At 64.7% G+C, this 23163-nt stretch carries 22 protein-coding genes; 11 read left to right on the plus strand and 11 right to left on the minus strand.

Going from position 1 to position 23163, the window contains the following annotated elements:
• The first annotated feature begins 9 nt into the window (after positions 1–9).
• The 7 genes from G542_RS0104825 to ispH all read left to right on the plus strand — a co-directional run bounded on the left by G542_RS0104825 (position 10) and on the right by ispH (position 8396).
• The gene (locus G542_RS0104825; RefSeq protein WP_027823533.1) at positions 10–1662 is read left to right on the plus strand and encodes a nitrite/sulfite reductase; all 1653 of its coding nucleotides are present in this window, start codon (positions 10–12) and stop codon (positions 1660–1662) included.
• On the plus strand, positions 1646–2113 hold the full coding sequence (locus tag G542_RS0104830) for a DUF934 domain-containing protein (RefSeq protein ID WP_027823534.1): 468 nt from the start codon (positions 1646–1648) through the stop codon (positions 2111–2113). Before G542_RS0104825 ends, G542_RS0104830 begins: the two co-directional genes overlap by 17 nt.
• Positions 2114–2362: 249 nt before the next feature.
• Positions 2363–2995 (plus strand): OmpA family protein, encoded by a 633-nt coding sequence (locus tag G542_RS0104835; RefSeq protein ID WP_012696097.1) that lies wholly within the window; start codon positions 2363–2365, stop codon positions 2993–2995.
• Positions 2996–3045: 50 nt separating this feature from the next.
• The gene (locus tag G542_RS0104840; protein WP_012696098.1) at positions 3046–4107 is read left to right on the plus strand and encodes a bifunctional riboflavin kinase/FAD synthetase; all 1062 of its coding nucleotides are present in this window, start codon (positions 3046–3048) and stop codon (positions 4105–4107) included.
• 17 nt (positions 4108–4124) lie between these two features.
• Complete coding sequence (gene ileS, locus G542_RS0104845) at positions 4125–6998, plus strand: isoleucine--tRNA ligase (protein ID WP_027823536.1); 2874 nt, start codon at positions 4125–4127, stop codon at positions 6996–6998.
• A complete protein-coding gene (gene lspA / locus G542_RS0104850; RefSeq protein ID WP_027823537.1) occupies positions 6991–7464 on the plus strand; it encodes a signal peptidase II in 474 nt (157 codons plus the stop codon). Before ileS ends, lspA begins: the two co-directional genes overlap by 8 nt.
• Complete coding sequence (gene ispH, locus G542_RS0104855) at positions 7461–8396, plus strand: 4-hydroxy-3-methylbut-2-enyl diphosphate reductase (RefSeq protein WP_027823538.1); 936 nt, start codon at positions 7461–7463, stop codon at positions 8394–8396. The genes lspA and ispH overlap by 4 nt, the downstream gene beginning before the upstream one ends.
• Before the next feature lie 70 nt (positions 8397–8466).
• Here the strand turns inward: ispH and G542_RS19175 are convergent, their stop codons facing one another.
• Both G542_RS19175 and G542_RS0104865 read right to left on the minus strand, forming a co-directional pair.
• On the minus strand, positions 8467–9927 hold the full coding sequence (locus G542_RS19175; protein WP_051189915.1) for a methyl-accepting chemotaxis protein: 1461 nt from the start codon (positions 9925–9927) through the stop codon (positions 8467–8469).
• On the minus strand, positions 9924–10484 hold the full coding sequence (locus G542_RS0104865; protein ID WP_027823539.1) for a PAS domain-containing protein: 561 nt from the start codon (positions 10482–10484) through the stop codon (positions 9924–9926). Before G542_RS0104865 ends, G542_RS19175 begins: the two co-directional genes overlap by 4 nt.
• A 184-nt stretch (positions 10485–10668) precedes the next feature.
• Here G542_RS0104865 and purT point away from each other — a divergent pair, with 184 nt between their 5' ends.
• From purT to G542_RS0104880, 3 genes are all read left to right on the plus strand, one after another.
• The gene (gene purT, locus G542_RS0104870) at positions 10669–11871 is read left to right on the plus strand and encodes a formate-dependent phosphoribosylglycinamide formyltransferase (protein ID WP_012696104.1); all 1203 of its coding nucleotides are present in this window, start codon (positions 10669–10671) and stop codon (positions 11869–11871) included.
• Positions 11868–12263, plus strand: a complete 396-nt coding sequence (locus G542_RS0104875) for a group II truncated hemoglobin (RefSeq protein WP_012696105.1) — start codon at positions 11868–11870, stop codon at positions 12261–12263. The genes purT and G542_RS0104875 overlap by 4 nt, the downstream gene beginning before the upstream one ends.
• Positions 12264–12370: 107 nt before the next feature.
• The gene (locus G542_RS0104880; RefSeq protein ID WP_012696106.1) at positions 12371–12760 is read left to right on the plus strand and encodes a hypothetical protein; all 390 of its coding nucleotides are present in this window, start codon (positions 12371–12373) and stop codon (positions 12758–12760) included.
• Between the two features lie 135 nt (positions 12761–12895).
• On the opposite strand, the gene G542_RS0104885 is transcribed toward G542_RS0104880, so the two are convergent.
• Positions 12896–13255 carry a dihydroneopterin aldolase gene (locus G542_RS0104885; RefSeq protein ID WP_012696107.1) on the minus strand — a complete coding sequence of 120 codons (360 nt, stop codon included), beginning with the start codon at positions 13253–13255 and terminating at the stop codon, positions 12896–12898.
• 81 nt (positions 13256–13336) lie between these two features.
• Between G542_RS0104885 and plsY the strand changes: the two genes are divergently transcribed.
• A complete protein-coding gene (plsY, locus tag G542_RS0104890; RefSeq protein WP_012696108.1) occupies positions 13337–13942 on the plus strand; it encodes a glycerol-3-phosphate 1-O-acyltransferase PlsY in 606 nt (201 codons plus the stop codon).
• Positions 13943–14352: 410 nt separating this feature from the next.
• Here the strand turns inward: plsY and G542_RS0104895 are convergent, their stop codons facing one another.
• From G542_RS0104895 to fliK, 8 genes are all read right to left on the minus strand, one after another.
• Positions 14353–14991, minus strand: a complete 639-nt coding sequence (locus G542_RS0104895; RefSeq protein WP_027823540.1) for a PqiC family protein — start codon at positions 14989–14991, stop codon at positions 14353–14355.
• Complete coding sequence (locus tag G542_RS0104900; RefSeq protein WP_027823541.1) at positions 14988–15977, minus strand: MlaD family protein; 990 nt, start codon at positions 15975–15977, stop codon at positions 14988–14990. Before G542_RS0104900 ends, G542_RS0104895 begins: the two co-directional genes overlap by 4 nt.
• Positions 15977–16741: an ABC transporter ATP-binding protein gene (locus G542_RS0104905; RefSeq protein WP_034985080.1), complete on the minus strand. Its 765-nt coding sequence runs from the start codon at positions 16739–16741 to the stop codon at positions 15977–15979. Before G542_RS0104905 ends, G542_RS0104900 begins: the two co-directional genes overlap by 1 nt.
• Positions 16738–17853 (minus strand): ABC transporter permease, encoded by a 1116-nt coding sequence (locus tag G542_RS0104910; protein WP_012696112.1) that lies wholly within the window; start codon positions 17851–17853, stop codon positions 16738–16740. The genes G542_RS0104905 and G542_RS0104910 overlap by 4 nt, the downstream gene beginning before the upstream one ends.
• A gap of 69 nt (positions 17854–17922) precedes the next feature.
• Positions 17923–18168: a hypothetical protein gene (locus G542_RS0104915; RefSeq protein ID WP_012696113.1), complete on the minus strand. Its 246-nt coding sequence runs from the start codon at positions 18166–18168 to the stop codon at positions 17923–17925.
• Between the two features lie 77 nt (positions 18169–18245).
• Positions 18246–21641, minus strand: a complete 3396-nt coding sequence (gene mfd, locus G542_RS0104920; RefSeq protein WP_027823545.1) for a transcription-repair coupling factor — start codon at positions 21639–21641, stop codon at positions 18246–18248.
• A 2-nt stretch (positions 21642–21643) separates the two neighbouring features.
• Positions 21644–21988 carry an EscU/YscU/HrcU family type III secretion system export apparatus switch protein gene (locus G542_RS0104925; protein WP_012696115.1) on the minus strand — a complete coding sequence of 115 codons (345 nt, stop codon included), beginning with the start codon at positions 21986–21988 and terminating at the stop codon, positions 21644–21646.
• Positions 21988–23160 (minus strand): flagellar hook-length control protein FliK, encoded by a 1173-nt coding sequence (fliK, locus tag G542_RS17385; protein ID WP_051189916.1) that lies wholly within the window; start codon positions 23158–23160, stop codon positions 21988–21990. Before fliK ends, G542_RS0104925 begins: the two co-directional genes overlap by 1 nt.
• Positions 23161–23163 lie beyond the last annotated feature (3 nt).

The following is a 23163-nucleotide window of genomic DNA, read 5'->3' on the forward strand; positions in this document are numbered from 1 at the left end:
GAGCCTTCGATGTATCGCTATACCGAATTTGACCGGCAGATCGTGCGCGAGCGCGTTGCCCAGTTCCGGGACCAGACGCGCCGCTATCTGGCGGGGGAATTGTCCGAGGACGATTTCCGGCCGCTGCGCTTGCAGAACGGCCTGTATGTCCAGCGCCATGCGCCGATGCTGCGCATTGCCATTCCCTACGGCACGCTGTCTTCCGTGCAGTTGCGGGCGCTGGCAGCCATCAGCCGCGAATTTGACCGGGGCTGGGGGCATTTCACCACCCGGCAGAACCTGCAGCTCAACTGGGTCCGGCTGGAAGAGGTGCCGGACATTCTGGCGCGGCTGGCAGACGTCGACATGCATGCGATCCAGACGTCGGGCAACTGCATCCGCAACACCACGACCGACCATTTTGCCGGGGTGGCCGCGGATGAGGTGGCGGACCCGCGCCCGTGGTGCGAGCTGATCCGCCAGTGGTCGACCCTGCACCCGGAATTCGCCTATCTGCCGCGCAAGTTCAAGATTGCCGTCAGTGCTTCGGAAACTGACCGCGCGGCCACGTGGTTCCACGATATCGGCATCCATCTGGTCCGCAACGCGGCCGGCGAACTGGGTTGCCGGATCATTGCCGGTGGCGGGCTGGGGCGGACGCCGATGCGCGGCGAGGTGATCCACGAGTTTGTCGAGTCCGGGCACCTGCTGACCTATCTCGAAGCCGTGCTGCGGATCTACAACCGCTACGGCCGGCGCGACAACAAGTACAAGGCCCGGATCAAGATCCTGCTCAAGGCCATGACGCCGGCCGGATTTGCCGCCCGGGTGGAGGACGAATGGCGCCATACCCGCGAAGGAGCGGCCATGGTGTCGCCGCAGGTGCTGGCCGGTCTGGCCGGGCAGTTTGCCGTGCCGGACTACGATGTCCGCGAGGCGGATGCCGGCCTGGCGGTGCAGATGTCTGACGATCCGGCATTTGCACGCTGGGTACGGCGCAACACCACTCCTCACCGGCAGGCCGGCTGGCGGGCAGTCACCCTGTCTCTGAAACCGCATGGCGCGCCGCCGGGAGATGCAACGGCGGAGCAGATGGAGGCGGTGGCCGGTTGGGCCGATCGCTTCGGTTTTGGCGAAATCCGGGTCAGCCATGAACAGAACCTGATCCTGCCCGACGTGCGCGAGCGCGACCTTCATGCCCTGTGGCAACTGGCTCGGGCCGAGCGGTTGACGACCTCCAATGTCGGGCTGCTGACCGATGCCATCTGCTGTCCTGGCGGTGATTATTGCGGTCTGGCCAATGCCCGCTCGATTCCGGTGATCGAGGCCATTTCAACCCGGCTGGACGATCTGGACTATCTGGAGGATCTGGGCGAAATCGACCTGAATCTTTCCGGGTGCATGAATGCATGCGGACATCATCATGTGGGGCACATCGGTATTCTGGGTGTTGACAAAAACGGAGAGGAGTGGTTCCAGGTCACGCTGGGGGGCGATGCTGCCGATGGCCTCCTCGGGCGCGTGATCGGCCCGTCGTTTGCCCGGGCAGAAATGGCAGATGTGGTGGAGAAGCTGCTGTTGACTTATGTGGAGCTGAGGGAGGCCGGCGAGCGTTTCATTGACACCGTCAGTCGTACCGGCATCGCTCCTTTCAAGGAACGCGTATATGCAAAGATTGATTAAATATGCCGGTGGTGCCGTTACGGTTCTGGATGATGGCTGGCTGCGCCTGCTGGCTGGCGAGGCACGTCCGGCGGAGGGCGACATCCTGTTGTCGCTGGCGGACTGGCTGGCCGGACGGAATGTGGTCCATTCCGGGCGGGTAGGGGTATGGCTGGGGGCCGGGGATGACCCGGAGCAGATTGCGGACGCCTTGGACGAATTGCCGGTAATCGGGATTGAATTCGGTCATTTTTCTGATGGCCGGGGATATAGCATTGCCAGACTGTTGCGTGACCGCTACGGTTTTTCCGGTGAGTTGCGGGCTTTGGGCGATATTCAGCGGGATCAGCTGTTTTATTTGCATGCAGTTGGTTTTGATGCTTTTTCGCTGAAGCCCGAAGACCGGCCTGATGCAATTGCTGCGGGATTGCGGGATTTTTCGGCTACGTACGGGCGACGCGGATGGCAATGAAATTGCCAACCGGATTGCTTTTTGGGCTTTGGCATGTAAAGGTGACCAAGTGAAATAGCCGGATGCCGCAAGGCCGAAACTATCACGTGAAAACGACCAAGCCAGACGCTATAAGTTTGACAGTGGCTTAGTCAAAAAACTATATTAGCGATACCTGTATCTCCGGTTTGCATAAGTTTCGCCTGGTCTGCTCTTCCGGGCCGGAAATGTGCGGCTAAGTTAAGTTCCTGACGAAAAAGAGGGTCATCGATGAAAACCACCAACAAGATCAAACTGGGCGGACTGACGGGCGCGCTGCTGGTTTCGCTGTTCTCGGCCAACGCGTTTGCTGCGCATCCGGGCTACCTGGATGACCAGGCCACCGGTTCGGTCGTTCGCAACAGCTACAACGAATGCTGGCGTACCGCCTACTTCGACAAGGCCAAGGACGGTCTGGTCGAGTGCGGCGACGCAGAAGCCAAGGCTGCTCCGGCTCCGGTCGTTGCCGTGCCGGTGAAGGAAACCCTGTCCCTGTCCGCTGAAGTGCTGTTCGGCTTTGACAAGTCGACCGTGACTCCGGAAGGCAAGCAGGCTCTGGTCGATGTGGCCAACAAGATCAAGTCCAAGGGTGCCAAGCTGCAAGGCGTGGAAGTTCTGGGCTACACCGACTACATCGGCACCGAGAAGTACAACATGGCTCTCTCCGAGCGCCGTGCTGCTGCCGTCAAGAACGTGCTGGTTGAAATGGGCGCCGACCCGGCCAAGATCACCTCGGCCGGCCGTGGTGAACTCAACGACAAGACCGCTCAGGAATGCCGTGCCAAGAAGCAGAGCTACAAGCAGCTCAAGGCTTGCCTGGCTCCGGACCGTCGCGTGGACGTCGAAATCACCGCCCAGCAGTAATGTACGCTGTGGCTCCGTAATCGGGCCTCTGTCGTTCAGTCAGAATCCCCGTGCAATGCACGGGGATTCTGTTTTTTTGCCTGTCGCCCGTGGGGATGGACCGGATTGCCTGTCTAAACTTTACGCACTTGGCTCATGCTCGCTACAATCGTCCGTTTCACCCCTTTCACGCTCTCATGCAGGTTCTTTTTGGCGAACAGGCAGGTACGGCAGGACGGATTGCCGAGGCCCAGCTTCCCTGCGCGCTCACCATCGGCAATTTTGATGGTGTCCACCTCGGGCACCAGGCCATCCTCCGCGATCTGCGTGAAGAGGCGGACCGGCGCGACTTGCCCACCGCCCTGCTGACGTTCGAGCCACATCCGCGCGAGCTGTTTGCCCGTAACAATCCGCCTGCCCGCCTGATGACCCTGCGTGACAAGCTGGATTTTCTGGCCTCCACCGGGCTGGTTGACCGGGTGCATGTGCTGCGTTTCAACCATGGTCTGGCCAGTCTGGCACCGGAGGTCTTCATCGACCGCATCCTGCGCCGGCTGTTGCACGCGCGGTTTTTGCTGATCGGTGATGATTTCCGGTTCGGTGCGCGGCGAGCCGGTGATTTCTCCACACTGGCTGCCCTGCCTGACATCGAAGTCCGGGCCATGAGTACCGTCGAAATCGATGGCCGCCGGGCTTCCAGCTCACTTTTGCGCGATGCGCTGGGAGCGGGGCAACTGGACACGGCGGCACGCCTCCTGGGGCGGCCCTACCAGATTTCCGGCCGGGTGGTGCACGGACGCCAGCTCGGACGCCAGCTCGGTTTTCCGACTGCCAATATCTGCCTGCCGTTCAAGCGTCCGGCCCTGCAAGGCGTTTTTGCCGTCGAGTGCGATACGCCAGCCGGAACCTTCATGGGTGCCGCCAGCCTGGGGCGTAATCCGACGGTCGAAACCGGCGGGCGCTACAAGCTGGAAGTCTACCTGCTGGATTTCACCGGCGACCTGTACGGCCAACGTGTTACCGTGCGTTTCATGGCCAAACTGCGTGACGAAGCCAAATACGACTCGCTCGACGCCCTTGTTTCTCAAATCCATGCCGACGTCGCCGCAACCCGGCGCCTGCTGGCGCACTGATTCTGGATGTCTTCACGATGGACCTGAAAAAAACCGTCAATCTGCTCGATACCCCTTTCCCCATGCGCGGCGATCTGGCCAGGCGCGAACCGGGCTGGCTGGCCCAGTGGCAAGCGCAGCAGCGCTACCAGAAGCTGAGAAAGATTGCGGCCGGCCGTCCCAAGTTCATCCTGCACGACGGCCCGCCGTACGCCAACGGTGACATCCACATCGGGCACGCGGTCAACAAGATCCTCAAGGACATCATCGTCCGCTCCAAAACCCAGGCCGGATTCGATGCGCCCTATGTGCCGGGCTGGGACTGCCACGGCCTGCCGATCGAGCACCAGATCGAAAAGCTGGTGAAAGGTGACAAAAAGGCCATTGAGGCTGCACCTTCCATCCATGCCCGCATTACCGAATACCGCAAGGCCAACGGTCTGGATGCCAAGGCTACCGACCTGCCCGCCTCGTTCATCCGTGAACTGTGCCGCGAATACGCCGGCTTGCAGATCGAACGGCAGAAAAAGGACTTCATCCGTCTGGGCGTGCTGGGCGAGTGGGACAACCCCTACCGCACCATGAGCTTCCGCTCCGAAGCCGACGAAATCCGCGCACTGGGCAAGCTCTACCAGCAGGGCTACCTCTTCAAGGGTCTGAAGCCGGTGTACTGGTGTTTCGATTGCGGTTCGGCACTGGCCGAGGCCGAGGTCGAGTACCAGGACAAGACCTCGCCGACCATCGACGTGGCCTTTGCCTCGGCCGAGCCCGAAAAACTGGCTGCCGCCTTCGGCCTGTCGGCACTGCCGTCCGGCAAGACCGCTTCGGCCGTCATCTGGACCACCACGCCGTGGACCATTCCGGCCAACCAGGCGCTGAACGTGCACCCGGATTTTGACTACGGCCTCTACGACACCGAAAAGGGCCTGCTGATCCTCGCTGCCGATCTGGCCAAGGGGGCACTGGAGCGTTTCGGTCTGACCGGCGTGGAAGTGGCCCGCTGCAAGGGGCAGGCGCTGAGCCACCTGACCTTCCGCCACCCGTTCTACGACCGGGTGTCGCCGGTGTACGTGGGCGATTACGTGACGCTGGATGCCGGCACCGGCATCGTGCACAGCGCCCCGGCCTATGGTCTGGAAGACTTCGATTCCTGCCGCAAGAACGGCATGCCCAACGACGCCATCCTCAATCCGGTGACCAGCGACGGCACCTATGTGGACAGCCTGCCGTTCTTTGGCGGCCTGCACATCTGGAAAGCCAACCCGCTGATCGTGGAAAAACTGGCCGAGGTCGGTGCGCTCATGCACACCAGCCCGCTGTCGCACAGCTACCCGCACTGCTGGCGCCACAAGACGCCGGTGGTGTACCGCGCCACCACCCAGTGGTTTGTCGGCATGGACCGCGAAGTCGCCGGTTCCACCCTGCGCCAGCGCGCACTCAAGGGCGTGGACGACACCACCTTCTTCCCGGCCTGGGGCCAGGCCCGCCTGCATGCCATGATCGCCAACCGCCCGGACTGGTGCGTCTCGCGCCAGCGCAACTGGGGCGTGCCGATTCCGTTCTTCCTCGACAAGCAGACCGGCGAGCCGCACCCGCGCACGCCGGAGCTGCTGGAAGTCGTGGCTCGCAAGGTGGAAGAGCAGGGCATCAATGCCTGGTTTGAACTCGATCCGGCCGAGCTGCTGGGCGAGGATGCCGCCCGCTTTGACAAGATGAAGGACACGCTGGACGTCTGGTTCGACTCGGGCACCACGCACTTCCACGTGCTGCGCGGCACCCATGCCGAGCAGCTGGCGTACCCGGCCGACCTGTATCTGGAAGGTTCCGACCAGCATCGCGGCTGGTTCCACTCCTCGTTGCTGACCGGCTGCGCGCTGGATGGCCGGGCACCGTACAACCAGTTGCTGACCCACGGCTTTGTCGTCGATGGTCAGGGCCGCAAGATGTCGAAGTCGGTAGGCAACGTGATTGCCCCGCAGAAGATCAACGATTCGCTCGGCGCCGACATCCTGCGCCTGTGGGTGGCTTCGACCGACTATTCGGGCGAGCTGGCGATTTCCGACACCATCCTCAAAGGCACCACCGACAGCTACCGCCGTCTGCGCAACACCATCCGCTTCCTGCTGGCCAACCTGTCCGATTTCAATCCGGCCACCGATGCCCTGCCGGTGAGCGAACTGACCGAGCTGGACCGCTATGCACTGGTGCTGGCGCAGCGCCTGCACGCCGGCGTGGCCGAGGACTGCTACCCGCGTTATGCCTTCCACACCGCCATGCAGGCCATCGTCGGCTACTGCACGGACGATCTGGGGGCTTTCTGGCTCGACATCATCAAGGACCGCCTCTACACCACCAAGGCTGATTCGAAGGCCCGCCGCTCGGCCCAGACTGCCCTGTGGCACGTCACCCGCAGCCTGCTGTCGCTGCTGGCGCCAGTGCTGTGCTTTACTGCCGACGAGGCTTGGCAGGCGCTGACTGGCGAGGCGGAAGACAGCCCGATCTACCACACCTGGCACGAGCTGCCGGTAGTGGCGGATGCAGAGGCACTGGCGGCGCGCTGGGATGTGCTGCGCGCCCTGCGTGCGCAGATCAACAAGGACATCGAAACCCTGCGTGAAGCCAGAGCAGTCGGTTCGTCGTTGCAGGCCGAAGTGGACATCGAGGCCGATGCCGGACTGTATCCGCTCCTGAATGCGCTGGGTGACGAACTCAAGTTCGTGCTGATCGTGTCGCGCGTCGGCGTGGTGCCAGGGCCGGAAACCCGCATCCGCGTCAGCGCCTCGGGTGAACAGAAGTGCGAGCGTTGCTGGCACTACCACCCGACGGTCGGCGAGAACGCCGAGGCTCCGACCTTGTGCGCGCGCTGCTATGACAATATTTTCGGACAGGGCGAGTCGCGTTCCTATGCATAAGCGTACCGGCTGGTATTTTCTGGCACTGGTCGTCCTGCTGGTCGACCAGTTCACCAAGGTCTATTTCGACAGTGCGTTTCGCTACGGTGAAGTGCGCGAAGTGATCCCCGGCTTTTTCAACTGGGTGCTGGTGTACAACCCGGGAGCTGCCTTCAGCTTCCTGTCGGATGCCGGTGGCTGGCAGCGCTATTTCTTCAGCCTGCTGGCACTGGCTGTGACCGTGTGGCTGGGTGGGCTGATCTGGCGTGGCCGGCAGAGCCAGCTGATGAACTGTGCAGCCAGCCTGATCATCGGCGGAGCCTTGGGCAACCTGATCGACCGGCTGGCCTACGGGCATGTGGTGGACTTCATCCAGCTCTACTACGGCAGTTTTGTCTGGCCGGCCTTCAATCTGGCCGACTCGGCCATCTGTCTTGGCGCTGCTCTGATGGTGATTGACGGTTTTCGCAAGGAGAAACGGCGATGATGCGTGACATCCTGCTGGCCAACCCGCGTGGCTTCTGTGCCGGGGTGGACCGGGCCATTGCCATTGTCGAGCGGGCGCTGGAGAAATTCGGCGCGCCGATCTATGTCCGGCACGAAGTGGTGCACAACACTTTTGTGGTGGAAGGGCTCAAGCGCAAAGGGGCGGTCTTCATCGAGGACCTGGCCGAAGTGCCGGCCGGTTCCACTCTGGTCTATTCGGCGCACGGCGTGCCGCTGTCGGTACGGCTGGAGGCCGAGTCGCGCGGACTGACGGTCTTTGATGCCACCTGTCCGCTGGTGACCAAGGTGCATGTCGAGGTCCGCAAGATGCGCGAAGCCGGGCTGGAGATCATCATGATCGGCCACGCAGGCCATCCGGAGGTAGAGGGCACCATGGGCCAGGCTCCGGACGGCATGTATCTGGTGGAAACGGCCGCCGACGTGGCGAAACTGCAGGTCCGGAAACCGGAACAGCTGGCCTATGTCAGCCAGACCACGCTGTCGGTAGACGAAACCCGCGGCATCATCGCGGCACTGGAGGCCCGCTTTCCGGCCATTCACGGGCCGAAGAAGGACGACATCTGCTACGCCACGCAAAACCGCCAGGATGCGGTCAAGCAGCTGGCCGGCGAGTGCGACATCGTGATCGTGGTGGGTTCGCCTACCAGCTCCAACTCCAACCGCCTGCGGGAAGTGGCCCTTCAGCGCGGCGTGACGGCCTACATGGTGGACAACGCTGCCGAGCTGCAACCCGACTGGTTTGCCGGCAAGGCCCGGGTGGGCCTGACGGCCGGTGCTTCGGCGCCCGAAGTGCTGGTTCAGTCAGTGCTCGATACCATCCGCAGCTACGGGCTGGATACGGTGACTGAACTGCCCGGTGTCGAGGAGACAATCACCTTTTCGCTGCCTGGCGGCTTGCGCGACCCGGCCTGAACCAGGGCGCAACCGGATAAAAAACGCGACGGGGTACCCGTCGCGTTTTTGCTGGCCGGACCGGGTGATTTCAGGTCAAGGCTAGGCGTGGGGGAGTCATGCTGGCAGCTGCCGGGCGAACCAGGGTATCCAGTGCTTCGGTGAAGCGGCGGCTGGCTTGTTCGGCTGCACTCATGCGGGCCAGTACCTGCTTCTCGTCGGGGGCGGGATCACTGATGGCCCTGACCGCCTGGACTACGCTGTCGTGCAGTGTCTGCCAGACGGACGGCAGCGCCTGCCAGCCCGGCAGGCCGGCAAAGAGTTCGCGGCCTTCACGTTCCAGCCAGAGTGTCAGCCGCTCGTACTGGCCAGTGGCCTGTGCAAGTTCGGTTGGCCGTGCCAGCGCAAGGTACCCGTACTGCTTGTAGAGCACATGGTCCATCTTGATGCGGGACAGGGCTGACTGTTGCGTGACGTGTTCCACCCGCTCGATGACCTCGTGCGAGGTCTGGGCCAGCCGCACGAAAACCGAACGGAAGCCGTCAACCGATACGCGCACGTCTTCGGCCACGCTGGCAGCTGCCTGCGAGCGCTCAAGCATGTCATGCACTTTGCTCGACAGGCTGGCGAGGGTTTCCTGAACCTGCAGGGCGGCACTTTTGCTTCGGGTTGACAGGTTTTTCACCTCGTCGGCCACAACGGCAAAACCGCGTCCGGCCTCGCCTGCCCGGGCTGCCTCGATGGCGGCATTGAGCGCCAGCAGGTTGGTCTGCTCGGCCAGGCCGGAAATTGCACTCAGGGCGTCTTCGATGCCGCGCCACTCGCGCGCCATGGCCTGCCCGGCATCGTTGACGGCCTCGACGCTGGCCGCGATGGTGTCAAGACGCTCGCCGATGCTGTTGGCTGCTGCCTCGCTCTGGCCGGATTGCTCGGCATTGGCCCGGGCGATGCTGGCGATGCCCTGCATGTCGTTGCTGATGGTGACCAGATCGTTCTGGGTCGAGTCGAGGTCGCCACGCAAATGGCTGGTGTTGAGCTGGTTGAGTTCCCCGCTCAGGCGCGAACTGCCCAGCAGGTGATGGTTGGCCTCCATGGCGGCAACGGCTTCACCGACATTGTCGAGCGAGCTGGCAAATACTCCGGGCAGGCCGCTGGAAAGCGGGCGGCGGCGGAAGTCGTGTTCGCGTACCCGGCTGAAGCAGGTGTTGATCTCCTTGAAGTAGCTCTCGATCAGGTCCATGAAATCGTTGAGCTCCCAGGCAACCTGTCCGACCTCACCCAGGTGACGCGCACGGGTGGTGCGGTGATGCAGTTCACCCTTGCGGGCCAGTCCGATGTGGTGGCGCAGGATGGCCAGTACGCGGAACGGCCGGCGCGAGGTGACGAGAACGTAGGCGGTGACAGCGAGGCTGAGCGGCGGGATCAGCCACAGGCTCCAGAGCGGCTCCAGCCCGGACCATGCCAGCAGCACGGTGACCAGTACCAGCAGGTTGTAGCCTGTCAGGACCAGCAGGAACTGCGTTGACAGAAACGGCGGGCGGCGCAGGGTCATGCGGCGATGCTCCGGTCGAGAACGTCGTGGTTGAGTGCGAGGATAAGTGCTTCGTAGCTGGGAAAACCGAGCCGGCCGATTTCGGCCAGCAGCCAGTTCATCGAGGCATCAGGAGCCTCGGTCTTGCCGCGCTGCGACTCGATTTCGCGCATGCGGGCGTAAACCGGCTCCAGCGTTTCGATGGCGGTCCGGCTGGGACGGCGGCGGACCGAGTAATAACCCTTGAGCTGGCCGGCTGCGTCGAAATCCGGCGTGACATTGGCCAGTACCCAGTAGTAATGGGCGTTGTCGCAGGTCAGGTTCTTGACCACGGCAAAGAATTCTTGGCCGGCCTGCAGGGTTTTCCACATCAGGCGGAACGCGCCGCGCGGCATGTCCGGGTGGCGGATCAGGCTGTGCGGCTGTCCCAGGAGTTGCGGCTCGCTGTAGCCGCAGATGCGCATGAAGTCGCGGTTGGCATAGGTAATCTTGCCGCGGGTATCTGTCTTGCTGATGATCATGTCTTCGTCTGTCATGACGTATTCACGCGGGGCGCTGACGGGGCGGCTGGGCTGCATGGGGCATTCCTCGTGGCGGGTAGAGCGTAACGGCATCTTGTTTTTATGCAAATTGGGCATTTTGCATTCAGGGATATTCGGCATGTTGACTTGGGTCAAGTTGCCCAAAGGCAAGGGCGGCATCAGGGCCTGCATGCTAGGATGCCGCCCGATCGCATCCATCGTTTTCAGAGAGGTAGTTTTCATGCGTCTGGGTACTCCGCTTTCCCCGTCCGCCGTCCGGGTCATGCTGCTGGGAAGCGGCGAACTTGGCAAAGAGGTGGCGATTGCCTTGCAGCGTCTGGGCTGCGAAGTGATCGCTGTTGACCGCTATGCCGATGCACCGGCCATGCAGGTGGCGCACCGCTCGCACGTCATCGCCATGACCGACGGTGCCGCCCTGCGCGCGCTGGTCGAGGCCGAACGTCCTGCGCTGATCGTGCCGGAGATCGAAGCCATTGCCACCGCCACCCTGCTGGAGATCGAAGCTGCCGGCTTGGCCGAAGTCATCCCGACCGCCCGTGCGGCAAACCTGACCATGAACCGCGAAGGCATCCGCCGCCTGGCCGCCGAAGAACTGGGCCTGCCGACCTCGCCGTATGCCTTTGCCGACAGTCTGGACAGCCTGCAGGCTGCCATCGACGCCGGCATCGGTTACCCGTGCGTGGTCAAACCGGTGATGAGCTCCAGTGGCAAGGGGCAATCGGTGCTGCGCAGCCCGGCGGATGTCAAACCGGCCTGGGATTACGCCGCAGCCGGGGGCCGGGTGGACAACGGCCGGGTGATCGTCGAAGGCTTTGTCGATTTCGACTACGAAATCACCCAGCTGACCGTGCGGGCGCTGGGTGCCGATGGCCAGCCGGAAATCCGTTTCTGCGAACCGGTCGGTCACCTGCAAAAGAACGGTGACTATGTCGAAAGCTGGCAGCCGCAGCCGATGAGCCCGCTGGCGCGCGAACGTGCCCGCGACGTGGCTGGCCGGGTTGTCGAGGCACTGGGCGGCCGCGGGCTGTTCGGGGTGGAACTGTTCGTCAAGGGCGATGAAGTCTGGTTCAGCGAAGTCAGTCCGCGTCCGCACGATACCGGTCTGGTCACGCTGGCCAGCCAGGTGCTCAGCGAATTCGAACTGCACGCCCGCGCCATCCTCGGCCTGCCGGTTACCACCGACATGCGCGTGCCGGCTGCCGCCAGCGCGGTGATTTACGGTGGCGTCGAAGCCCGTGGCATTGCCTTTGAAGGCGTGGCCGAAGCCCTGGCCGTGCCGGGCAGCGACCTGCGCCTTTTCGGCAAACCGGAAAGCTTCGTGCGTCGCCGCATGGGGGTGGCCGTGGCTGCGGCAGATTCGGTCGAACTGGCGCGGGAACGGGCAGGCGAGGCGGCGGGCAAAGTCCGTCCGGTGTGTGCATGAGCGAGGTTCAGGCATCGGCCGGCACGCTGTATGAGCTGCTGGGGGGTGAATCCGGCGTCTGGCTGCTGGTTGACCGCTTCTACAACGTGATGGACAGCGACCCACGGGTGGCGCCGCTGCGCGGCATTCACCCGCCGGATCTGGAATCGTCGCGCCAGAAGCTCTTCATGTTCCTGTCGGGCTGGACCGGGGGACCGGATCTTTTCGTGCAAGCCTTCGGGCATCCCCGTCTGCGCATGCGGCACATGCCGTTTTCCGTGGACGAATCCATGCGGGACCAGTGGATGCTGTGCATGGGTGAAGCGCTGGACGGTCTGGAGCTGGAGGATACGCTGCGCCAGCGCCTATACCAGGCCCTGTGGGATCTGGCCGATTTCATGCGCAATCGTTAAGACGATGAACGGCATGGCTGACCGGCTGTTGCTGACTATCTTGCAAGAAACAGGACACCCTCACGCGAACGCCGCGCGGGAGGTGCGTTTCCGCACGGGAGAGAGTCATGCTGCTGCAACGCTGGAAAAGCCACGCCTGTGCGTGCCTGCTGGGCGGATTGTCCGGCTCGTCAGCCTGGGCGCTGGAAAACCTCGGGTCTTTCGGTGCCGGCGACCCGTGGTCGCCGCAAAACCAGGCCAGACTGGCCGACCGGCCGGCCAGCGGCAACGGCTGCATGCCGCAGGCAACCTTGTGCAGCCGTCTGCCGGGAATGCCGCCTGCTGGTGACGGCATTACGCTGGGGCGGGTGAAAATCGCCGGCGGGCTGTCTCTGGAAGCCGAACGGCTGGAAGGCAGTGCGCTGGCCTTCCGTCCCAGCCTGCAACTGGACAAGCGCACGCGCCTGCTGCTGCACCCCAGGCAACGCATGCTGGCATTACGCTGGCAGTTTGACTGATTCGCGTCCGGCAGCCGGAGCATGCGCTGGTGGCGGAGGCCGTTTTCGCTGCTTCAGCCGGTTTGGCTGCAATGCCGCCTGATTCCGCCGCATGTACCGGTCAGGTACAGGACCGGACCCGCCGTACCGGCGGGTTCAGCGTGGCCGGTGGCCGCGTTCGATCTGGACCCCGACCTTTTTGACTCCGGGCAGGATGCCCAGCTTGGTGACTGCCACCCGCACCCACGGCGCGCCGAATTCTTCGCGCACGATGCGGGCAATGTGCTCGGCCAGTGCCTCGATCAGCAGGAAATGCTGTTCGGCCAGTGTCGCGCGCAGGCGCTCGACGACCACGCCGTAGTGGATGGTGTCGCCGATGTTGTCGCTGTGGCAGGGGGCTTCGCTGGGGATGCCGATATCGAGGTCAAGCTCGATCGTCTGTGGCGCGCGGCGCTCCCATTCGTAAACGCCGATAACGGTGTCGACGCGCACCTCGCGCAAGAAAATGATGTCCATGCCGGAGCCAGTGAATACGGGTATTGGGCGCTGTAGACCCTTCCCGTACAATGCAAAGCTTTACATTGTATTGAATTCGCCATGACCACGATAGCGTCACTCGTATTGGCTTACCTCTTGGGGTCCGTTCCGTTTGCCGTACTCGTCAGCCTGGGTATGGGCCTTGCCGATCCGCGCAGCTATGGCTCGGGGAACCCGGGTGCGACCAATGTCCTGCGCAGCGGCAACAAGCTGGCCGCGCTGCTGACGCTCTTGGGAGATGCTGCCAAGGGCTGGCTGGCCGTCTGGCTGGCACAGACATACGGTGCGTCGTTTGGCCTGGCCGCTCCCGAAATCGCCATGGTCGGACTGGCTGTTTTCATTGGTCACCTGTGGCCGGTGTTCCTGGCATTCCGCGGCGGCAAGGGCGTGGCCACCGCGCTGGGCGTGCTCCTGGCCGTCAATCCCTGGCTGGCGCTGATCGCTGCCGCCGTGTGGCTTGCCGTGGCGCTGCTGACCCGTTATTCCTCGCTGGCAGCCATGGTGTCGGCGGTGGCCACGGCCGTGGCGGCCTGGTTCATCGAGCCTGGCGTATATGCCGGGCTGACCATCGTCATTGCCCTGCTGCTGGTCCGGCGGCACAAGCAGAACATCCTCAATCTGGTTTCCGGCACTGAAAGCCGGATCGGCGGCAAGAAAAAATCCTGATTCCCGCCTTTTGTCTCTCTCAAGCGCCGCATGTCAGCATGCGGCGTTTTTCGTACCCGGCAGCTGTCGTCCGGATTTCTTTCCTGTCCAGTCCTGAACTGATCGTCCGTCCATGGCATGGCTGCGGCCCGGGCGAATGCTGACAAAAGCATGAAAGGCTTCGGGGTATGGCCGCTAGGAAGCCGGATGTCCCGGCCGGAGCAGGATGGGCTGGTGACCGTACCGCCACCGGTCCTGGTATCTGGTTTGTACCCCCCGGACAACGTCATCTGGCCGGGCGCAGCGGTCAGGTCTGGACGGTCGGGAGTCTCATCGAAACCATGCCCGGAAGGACGCCTCGTGTTGTTCTGCCGCACACCGCCTTGGCCAGCATGGATCTGCCGGCTCAGGCATCCCGCCTTGCGCCCGGTTCACGAATGCCCTGCGGAGGTGTTGTCGGGCTTCAGGCTGGCCAGCCGGGCATCCAGCTCTTCCAGCATGCGCAGCCAGCCTTGCCGGTAACCCGCGACCAGGGCCGCTGGCGTAGCACTTTCCAGCGGGATGCGCTGGTTCAGGTCCAGTACCAGCAGGCGGCGGCGGGGAACGGCGGCGGTATCGACAATGACGAACTGGGCACTGATGACGGCCTGTGGCGCGCTGGCCGAGCGGAAATCGCCGTACAGTGCGGTAATGCCGGTTTCCAGCCGCCATGGGGCCGGGGCCGGAGAGCCCGGTGCCAGGACCGCCTCGAAGCGCTGGCGCGCGCCCAGCCAGTCGGCCAGTGCCGTGTTGAGCAAGGTCGAGGCCGGCGACAGCAGCCGGTGATAGGCATCGGCGCTGAAGCGCACGTCAGACAACTGGTAGACCAGCGCAGTGCCGTTCCATGGTGCACCGACCGTGGTGGTGCCAAGGCGCACGGCCGGCAGGGCGGGAGCCGTTACGGGCACCGGTGCCGGCAGGGTGAGTGCATACGTGGTGGGGGGCGTGATTTCGGTCGGCAGGATCTGGCAGGCACTCAGCCAGCCGAGGCAAAGCAGGGCCAGTGCACTGCGGCGCAGCAGGGGGCTCATGGTCGGTTTCCTGTGGAAGCGGGGGCAGGGGGCAGCACCACGGGGGCCGGTGGCGCACTCAGCACCAGCGCGCTGGGCGACTGCGACAGGGTGGCGCTCAGGGTGGTGAGCTGGGTCAGCGTCCGCGAGAGTTCGGCGAGGATCTGCCGCAGCTCGCCCGCGTTGTCGTAAACCAGCGAGTCCGAATCGGCCAGCAGCTGGTCAAGGCGGGCCAGCAACTGCCTGACCCGGCCGTCGTCGGTGGCAGCACGCAGCCGTTCGGCCAGCAGGCCGAGATTGCGGGGCAGTTGCCGGTGCTCCAGTTCGCCCAGCAGCCGGTCGATCCTGGCGCTGGCTTCTGCCACATTCCGGGCCGTGGTGCGCACGTTTTCCGGCGGCAGGGCTGCCACCCGTTCGTCGATGCGCACGATCAGGGCGTTCAGGTCGCGGGCCAGTTGCTGGATGTTGGCTTCGTCAAGGCTGGCCAGGAACGACTGGGCGTTGTGGATGATGCGGTTGGTCAGGCTGGGTGCTGACGGAATGTACGGATAGGACGGTGTCCAGCTGACCGGCAACGGCGCGCCCCAGTCATTGCGCGGCACGAAGTCCAGCGCGAGGTACAGCTGCCCGGTAATGCCGGCCAGCTGGGTCTGGAAACGCAGGCCGCGGTCGAGGTATTCGCGCAGGGTGGTCTGGGAAATGCCCATGTCGCGGCCGCGCAGGACCGAACGCACGATGATGTAGTTGTGGCGCTCTTCCAGCGGGGTCGACAGCTGGTAGACCCAGGTCGAGACGGTGACCTCGCTCACTTCGCCGATCTGCACGCCACGGAACTTGACCGGCGAGCCGACCTCCAGGCCGTTGACCGATTCGTTGAAGTAGGTTTCCACCTCGACCGACGGCTGGAACCAGCGGCGGGCGCCCAGCAGGAAGGTCAGCACGACCAGAAGGCCGATGCCGAGGAGCACCAGCAGGCCGACGCGGAACAGGGGGCGGGTATCGTCCATTACGGAAGTCCTCCGGGATGATCGGGCTGGCGGCGGAAAAACTGCCGCACCATCGGCAGCGGACAGTGGTCGCGCAGCTCGGCCGGTGCGCCGTCGGCCACCAGACGGTGGCTGGCGGCATCCAGCATCAGGGCGCGGTCGGCAATGCGGAAAATGCTGTCCAGTTCATGGGTGACCACCACCAGCGTCAGGCCGAACCGCTCGCGCAGGTCCAGCAGGGTTTCGTCCAGATTGGCCGAGGTGATCGGGTCCAGCCCGGCCGACGGTTCGTCCAGGAACAGCAGCCGGGCGCCCAGCGCCAGCGCGCGGGCAATGGCGACCCGCTTGACCATGCCGCCCGACAGCTCGGCCGGCCTGCGGTGGGCTGCCGCCGCCATTTCCACCGTGTCGAGCTGCAACATGGCAATGGCGTCACGCGCCTCGCGCGGCAGGTCGGTAAAGCGGTCCAGCGGGAAGCGGACATTCTGCAGGGCCGTCAGCGAGCCGAACAGGGCACCCTGCTGGTACATCACGCCGATCCGGCGTTGCAGGGCTGCCCGTTCGGCCGGCGTGGCCGTCACGATGCTCTGGCCAAACAGGCGGATGTCGCCCGCCAGCGGCCGGAACAGCCCGGTCAGGAGCTTCATCAGGCTGGACTTGCCTGAGCCGGAACCGCCCAGCAATGCCACGATCTCGCCCTGCTGCACGCTGAAACTGGCGTCGTCCAGCAGGACGCGCTGGCCGTAGCCCATGCGCAGCCGCTCCACTTCCACCACGGCCGTCATGTGCTTTGCCACTGTCCGAGCAAGGCGGCAAACAGGCCGTCGATCACCACGATCCAGATCAGGCTGGACACCACTGCCCGCGTGGCAGCCACACCGACGGCCGTCGGCCCCTGACCGGCCGACAGGCCCTGGCGGCAGCCGATCTGGGCGATGAAGAGGCCGAACACCATGGATTTGCCCAGCCCGAAATACAGGTCGGTCAGCGATACCGTAGCCAGCGTCTGGTGGTAGAACTGCATCGGTGTCACCGAGAAAGCCTGCATCACCAGCGCTCCGCCCAAGAGGCCGATGACGTCGGCCAGCACGGTCAGGAGCGGCAGGACCAGTACCGCAGCCACCAGTCGCGGCAGCACCAGGAACGCGACCGGGTCGATGCCGAAGGTGTGCAGCGCGTAGATTTCCTCATTGACCTTCTGGGTGCCCAGTTCGGCAGCAAAGGCCGCACCACTGCGGCCGGCAAACACGATGGCGGTCATCAGCGGGCCCAGTTCGCGCAGCATGGCGATGCCGATGCCGTTGACCACCAGCAGGCCGGCACCGAATCCCTGTGCCACCAGACCCATCTGGAATGCGAGGATGGTGCCCATCAGAAAGCCGATCAGCAGCACGATCGGCAGGGCCTGTGTACCGGCGCTGGCCATGATGTCCAGTACACGCGCACCTTCCAGCCGGGCCGGACGGCACAGTGCCCGCCACAGGGCACTGGCGCTGGCGCCGGTCCAGACCACGCTGTCACGGCCGGTGTGCAGGCCGGAGAGCGTGGCTGCACCGATCCGTTCGACCGGAGACAGGGGCGGCGGGCTGGCCGGTGGTGTCAGCGAGGCTGTCCGGATGCGTTCCAGCAGCGGCTGGTATTCGGCGGCCAGTCCGGACAGCGCGACCGGTGCACTGGCCGGCCGCGGGTCGTGCAGCAGCCGGTGCAGCAGCACCAGTCCGGCGCTGTCGAGCTGGGTAACGGCTGAAGCATCCAGCGTCAGGGGCGTTTGCGGCTGGGCCGCCAGCGCCGCCAGTGCCTCGGCCCAGATGCTGCCGACGCTGTGCGTGGTCAGCGGGCCTTCGAGCCTGAGCCGGCCCGGGGTGCAGACAAGCCGTGCCTGACTGGATGCGGTCATGAAGCCTCGCCGGATGTGATCACCAGATACCGATCACTATAGCGGTCGGGAGCGGCATGGCCGCCCGCGTCAACCCTTGCTGGAGAGCATCTGCATTTCGATGATGCGGATTTCACCCAGCGGATAGCCCTGTTCGGCCAGCTGCTGGCGTGCGTATTCCTTGCCCATCTGGCGTACTTCCAGATCGTCGATGCTGCTGTCGATCTGGAACGGGATTTCCGCCGTTTCGATCTTGACCTTGGTCGGATGGATGCCGGTGGCAAAACGTACCTTGAGCAGGTAGGTACGCTGAATGGACAGTTTGGATTCTTGCATGAGCATAAGTCAACGAACCGGCAATGACGGGACAAGGGGATTATCGTGTCGGCATCGCTGGCGGGCAACCCGGATGGTCAGCCGGCCAGCTCTTTCAATAGCTCCCTGACCCGGGCCGTACGCATCGCCGGTTCGGCCAGCGCCACTTCCACCCGCAGCTTGTCCTGCCCGACCAGGCGATAATTGCGCTTGTCCTGCACCAGCTGGATGATGCGCACCGGCTCGACCGGAGTCTGGCGCGAGAAGGTCAGCTGCACCGCGCTGTCCGAGGCATCGATCTTGTCGATGCCGAGGCTGCGGGCCGCAAGGCGCAGCCGGTGGCTGTCGATCAGCGTCTTCACCGGCACGTCCGGCAGGCCGAAGCGGTCGATCAGCTCCTCGTGGATGGCGTCGATTTCGCCCTCGGTTTCGCAGCTTGCCAGCCGTTTGTAAAGCACCAGCCGTTCGTGCACGTCCGGGCAGTAGCTGTCCGGCAGCAGGGCCGGGGCGTGCAGATTGACTTCGGTGGTGACGCCCAGCGGCGCATCAAGATCGGGTTCCTGACCTTTCTTGAGCGCCCGTACCGCGCTCTTGAGCATCTCGGTGTAGAGCGAGAAACCGATTTCGTGCATTTCGCCCGACTGGCCTTCGCCCAGCACCTCGCCCGCACCGCGGATTTCCAGGTCGTGCATGGCGAGGTAAAAGCCGCTGCCGAGGTCTTCCATCATCTGGATTGCTTCCAGCCGCTTCATGGCGTCCTTGGTCATGCCTTCGCCGGTCAGCAGATAGGCATACGCCTGGTGGTGGCTGCGGCCGACCCGGCCGCGCAACTGGTGCAGTTGTGCCAGGCCGAAACGGTCGGCGCGGTGGATGATGATGGTGTTGGCGTTGGGGATGTCGATGCCGGTTTCGATGATGGTGGAACACAGCAGCACGTTGAAGCGCTGCTGGTTGAAATCACGCATCACCTGTTCCAGCTCACGCTCGCGCATCTGGCCGTGCGCCACCTGCACCCGTGCTTCCGGCAGCAGCTCCGTGAGCTTTTCGCGCATGTTCTCAATGGTTTCCACCTCGTTGTAGAGGAAGAACACCTGACCGCCACGCTTGAGTTCGCGCAGCACCGCCTCGCGGATCACCCCGTTGTTTTGCGGCGTGACAAAGGTCTTGACCGACAACCGGCGGTTGGGCGCCGTGGCGATGACCGAAAAGTCACGCAGGCCTTCCAGTGACATGGCCAGCGTGCGCGGAATCGGCGTGGCGGTCAGCGTCAGCACATCGACATTGGCGCGCAGGCGCTTGAGCTGTTCTTTCTGCCGCACGCCGAAGCGGTGTTCCTCGTCGATGATCACCAGACCGAGACGGGCGAATTCGACATCCGGCTGCACCAGCCGGTGCGTGCCGATGACGATGTCGACACTGCCGTCGGCAAGGCCGGCCAGCGCGGCCTTTTGCTCCTTGGCCGAGCGGAAGCGCGACAGCTCGACAATCTTCAGCGGCCAGTCGGCAAAGCGGTCGGCAAAGTTCTGGTAATGCTGCTCGGCCAGCAGGGTGGTGGGCACCAGCACGGCCACCTGCTTGCCGCCCATGGCGGCGACAAAGGCCGCCCGTAGCGCCACTTCGGTCTTGCCGAAGCCGACGTCGCCGCACACCAGCCGGTCCATCGGCCGGCCGGCGGTCATGTCGTGGATCACCGCTTCGATGGCGGCCTGCTGGTCCGTGGTTTCCTCGAAACCGAAGCCGGCGGCAAAGGCCTCGTAATCGTGGGCTGACAGTTCGAAGGCATGGCCTTCGCGCGCCGCGCGCCGGGCATAGAGGTTCAGGAGCTCGGCTGCCGTGTCACGCGCCTTTTGCGCCGCGCGCTGCTTGGCCCGTTCCCATTGCGGCGAGCCCAGCCGGGTCAGCTGCACGCTGTCGGAGGCGTGGCCGGCGTAACGCGAAATCAGGTGCAGCTGGCTGACCGGCACGTAGAGGGTGGCGCCGTCCGCGTATTCAAGCTGCATCATCTCGGTCTGGCCTTCGCCCAGATCCATCGACACCAGCCCCAGATAGCGGCCGATGCCGTGCGCCTCGTGCACGACCGGATCACCGACCTTGACCTCGGCGAGGTCGCGCAGCATGGCGTCGGTGTTGCTGCGCTTTTTCTGCTGGCGCGGCGTGCGCGCCACGGTCTGGTAGAGGTCGGCCTCGCTCAGCAGCGCCTCCTGGCGCTCAAGGTCGACAAAGCCGCCGGTCAGCGTGCCGACGGTCAGGGCAAAGCGCATGTCACCCTGGCTGAAGCCGGCCAGCGAATCGACCGGCTGCGGCCTGAGCCCGTATTCGCCCAGGAACTGGGTCAGCGTTTCGCGCCGGCCGAGGCTTTCGGCCACCAGCAGGGTGCGGGCCGGTGTCGTGGCGAGGAAGGCCTTGAGCCGGGCAACCGGCACCTCGGCCCGCCGGTCGACCGTCAGGTCGGGCAGGCGCGCCAGGTCGTCCGGCAATGCGCCGCCGGCAGCGATTTCGAAGCGGGCGTACGGCTTGAGGGCCGCCATCAGTTCGTCCGGACGCAGGTAAAGCGTGGCCGGCGGCAGCAGCGGGCGGGCCGGATCGGTGCCGAGCATGGTGCGGCGCTGTTCGACTTCGCGCCAGAAGGTTTCGGCCGCTGCTAGGGTGTCGTGGTGCAGGGCGATCAGGGCCTGCTCGCCCACGTAGTCGAAAAACGTGGCGGTATGGTCGAAAAACAGCGGCAGATAGTATTCGATGCCGGCGGGGATGCTGCCGGCGGAAATGTCCTTGTAGAGCTGCCGCCGCGACGGATCGCCCTCGAAGGTTTCGCGGAAATGCTGGCGGAAGGCCGTGACGCCGCCCTCGTCGGTGGGAAATTCGCGCGCCGGCAGCAGGCGCACGTCATTGACCGGATAGAGGGTGCGCTGGGTGTCGACGTCAAACGTGCGCAGGGTGTCGATTTCGTCGTCGAACAGCTCGATGCGGTAAGGCAGGGCGGCGCCGGACGGAAATAGGTCGATCAGGCCGCCGCGCACGGAAAACTCGCCCGGGGCATACACCTGCGTGACGTGGGTGTAGCCCGCCAGTGCCAGGTCGGCGCGCAACTGGTCGGCATCCAGCCGGTCGCCGGCCTTGAGCAGGAAGGTGCGTCCGGCCAGGAATTCCACCGGCGCCAGCCGGCCCATGGCGGTCGGGACGGCGGTGACGATCACGTCGGCCTTGCCTTGGCGCAGCTTCCACAGCGTGGCCAGCCGCTCGCTGACTAGGTCGGCGTGGGGCGACAGCTGGTCGTAGGGCAGGGTTTCCCAGTCGGGGAAAAACGCCACTTCCAGTTCCGGGTCGAAAAACGGCAGTTCGTCGGCGATGCGGCGGGCGGCCTGCGGGTCGGCGGTCAGGATCACCAGCGGCTGGCGGCTGGCGCGCGCTAGGGCCGCCAGGCGGGCGCTGTCGGCTCCGCGCGGCAAGGCGCCGAGGGCAAGACGGGAAGCGGGGCGGGGCAGTTCGGGAATCATGGCTAAGACCGGGGCTGTTCGGTAGGAGTGGGCGGGAGCGGCAGTGGCGGGGCGATGTGTTCCGGCGGCGTGCCGCCGCCCTGCTGCTGTTCCAGCCAGTACACAAATGCCAGTACTTCAGCGACGGCCTGGTAGAGCTCGGGCGGAATCTGGCTGTCGAGATCGACCTGCATCAGCAGGTTCACGAGTTGCGGTGATTCGTGCACGAACACGCCGGCCTGCTGGGCGCGCTCGATGATGCGCAACGCCAGTTCGCCCTGGCCCTTGGCCGTCACCTTGGGTGCGACCGAGCCTTCACGATAGGCCAGCGCAACCGCGCTGCGGCGTTGTTGTTCTTTCTGGTTCATCAGGCGTCCCGGTTAACCGAATACTGGATGAGGGTCAAACCGCCGGAATCAAGCTGTCCGGCCAGCTGGTTGCGGTGGGCGGCCAGCTGGGCCGCCGATGCGGGGCTGAGGGCATCCATGCGGATCTGCACGCCGCTGCCGGTCAGGCGGATGCGGGCCTCGACCGGGCCCAGGTGCGGCAGGTTGAGTGCCAGCCGGCCGGTCCAGCTGCCGGGCTGGGCGCTGCCGCCTTCGGCTTCGCGTTCGTCGGCGTGCGGTTCTTCTTCGACCAGCAGTTCGAAACCCTGTTCCGGCCAGGCGGTGCCCTGCACCAGCAACTGGCGGTGTTCCAGCGTGTCGAGCTGGCGGGCGACCAGTTGCCCCAGTGCGGTGTTGGCATTCTGGTGGCGGGTGGCGGTGGCCTCCTGTTCGTCCGGGCCGCGCAGGGCTGCGCGCAGGCTGGCGTAACGGTCGCTGACCGGTTCGTTTTCCGCTTCGGCATGCTGTCGGGTCAGCAGTGACAACAGGGCGCGCGGCAGTTCCAGCCTGGCCTGCGGTTCGGCCTGGATGTCGGCGAGCTGGCGCTGGCCGTTGACCCACTGCGCCAGGTGCGATTCGTAAAAGGCGCCGCTGCCGCTGACCAGCAGGCGCAGCGCCTGGGCCATGGCCTTGGTGTCGGGCTGGGCCGCCAGCGCGTTCTGCATGGCGGTCATGCTGGGCTGGCGGGCGATCAGGGGCGTGCGGGCACTATCCGGCGTGGCCTGGGCACGGCTGTCTTCATTGCCGCGAGCGGCCTGCGTCAGCAGGGTGGCAAGGTAGCGCGAGGCACCCGAGAGGGTGACGCGCGACAGCTGGCGATCAACCTGCTCGCTGAGCGGGTCGCCGTTGAGATGGAAGGTGAGCTTGGGCGAAATTTGCGCCACCGACAGGCGCAGGGTGGAGCCCGGCTCGGCGGCCAGCATCTGTCCGCGGTTGAGGTTGAGGGTCAGGAGCTGGTTCTTGACCAGCACCAGAAAACGGTTGCCCGACAGCGAGTCGACCACGCGGGCATTGACCTGTTCGCCGTCCTTGAGGTCGGGCAGCTTGGCCGGCAGCGGGTTGACTTCCAGCATGGGCCGGTTGTCGCGCAGCAGGCGTGACAACTGGGCGGGGGCGACTTCGCGCAGGGCGAGCGGGGACGGGATCGGTTGCATGGC

Origin of the sequence: Laribacter hongkongensis DSM 14985, from assembly GCF_000423285.1 — a bacterium.
Taxonomy (GTDB): Bacteria; Pseudomonadota; Gammaproteobacteria; order Burkholderiales; family Aquaspirillaceae; genus Laribacter; species Laribacter hongkongensis.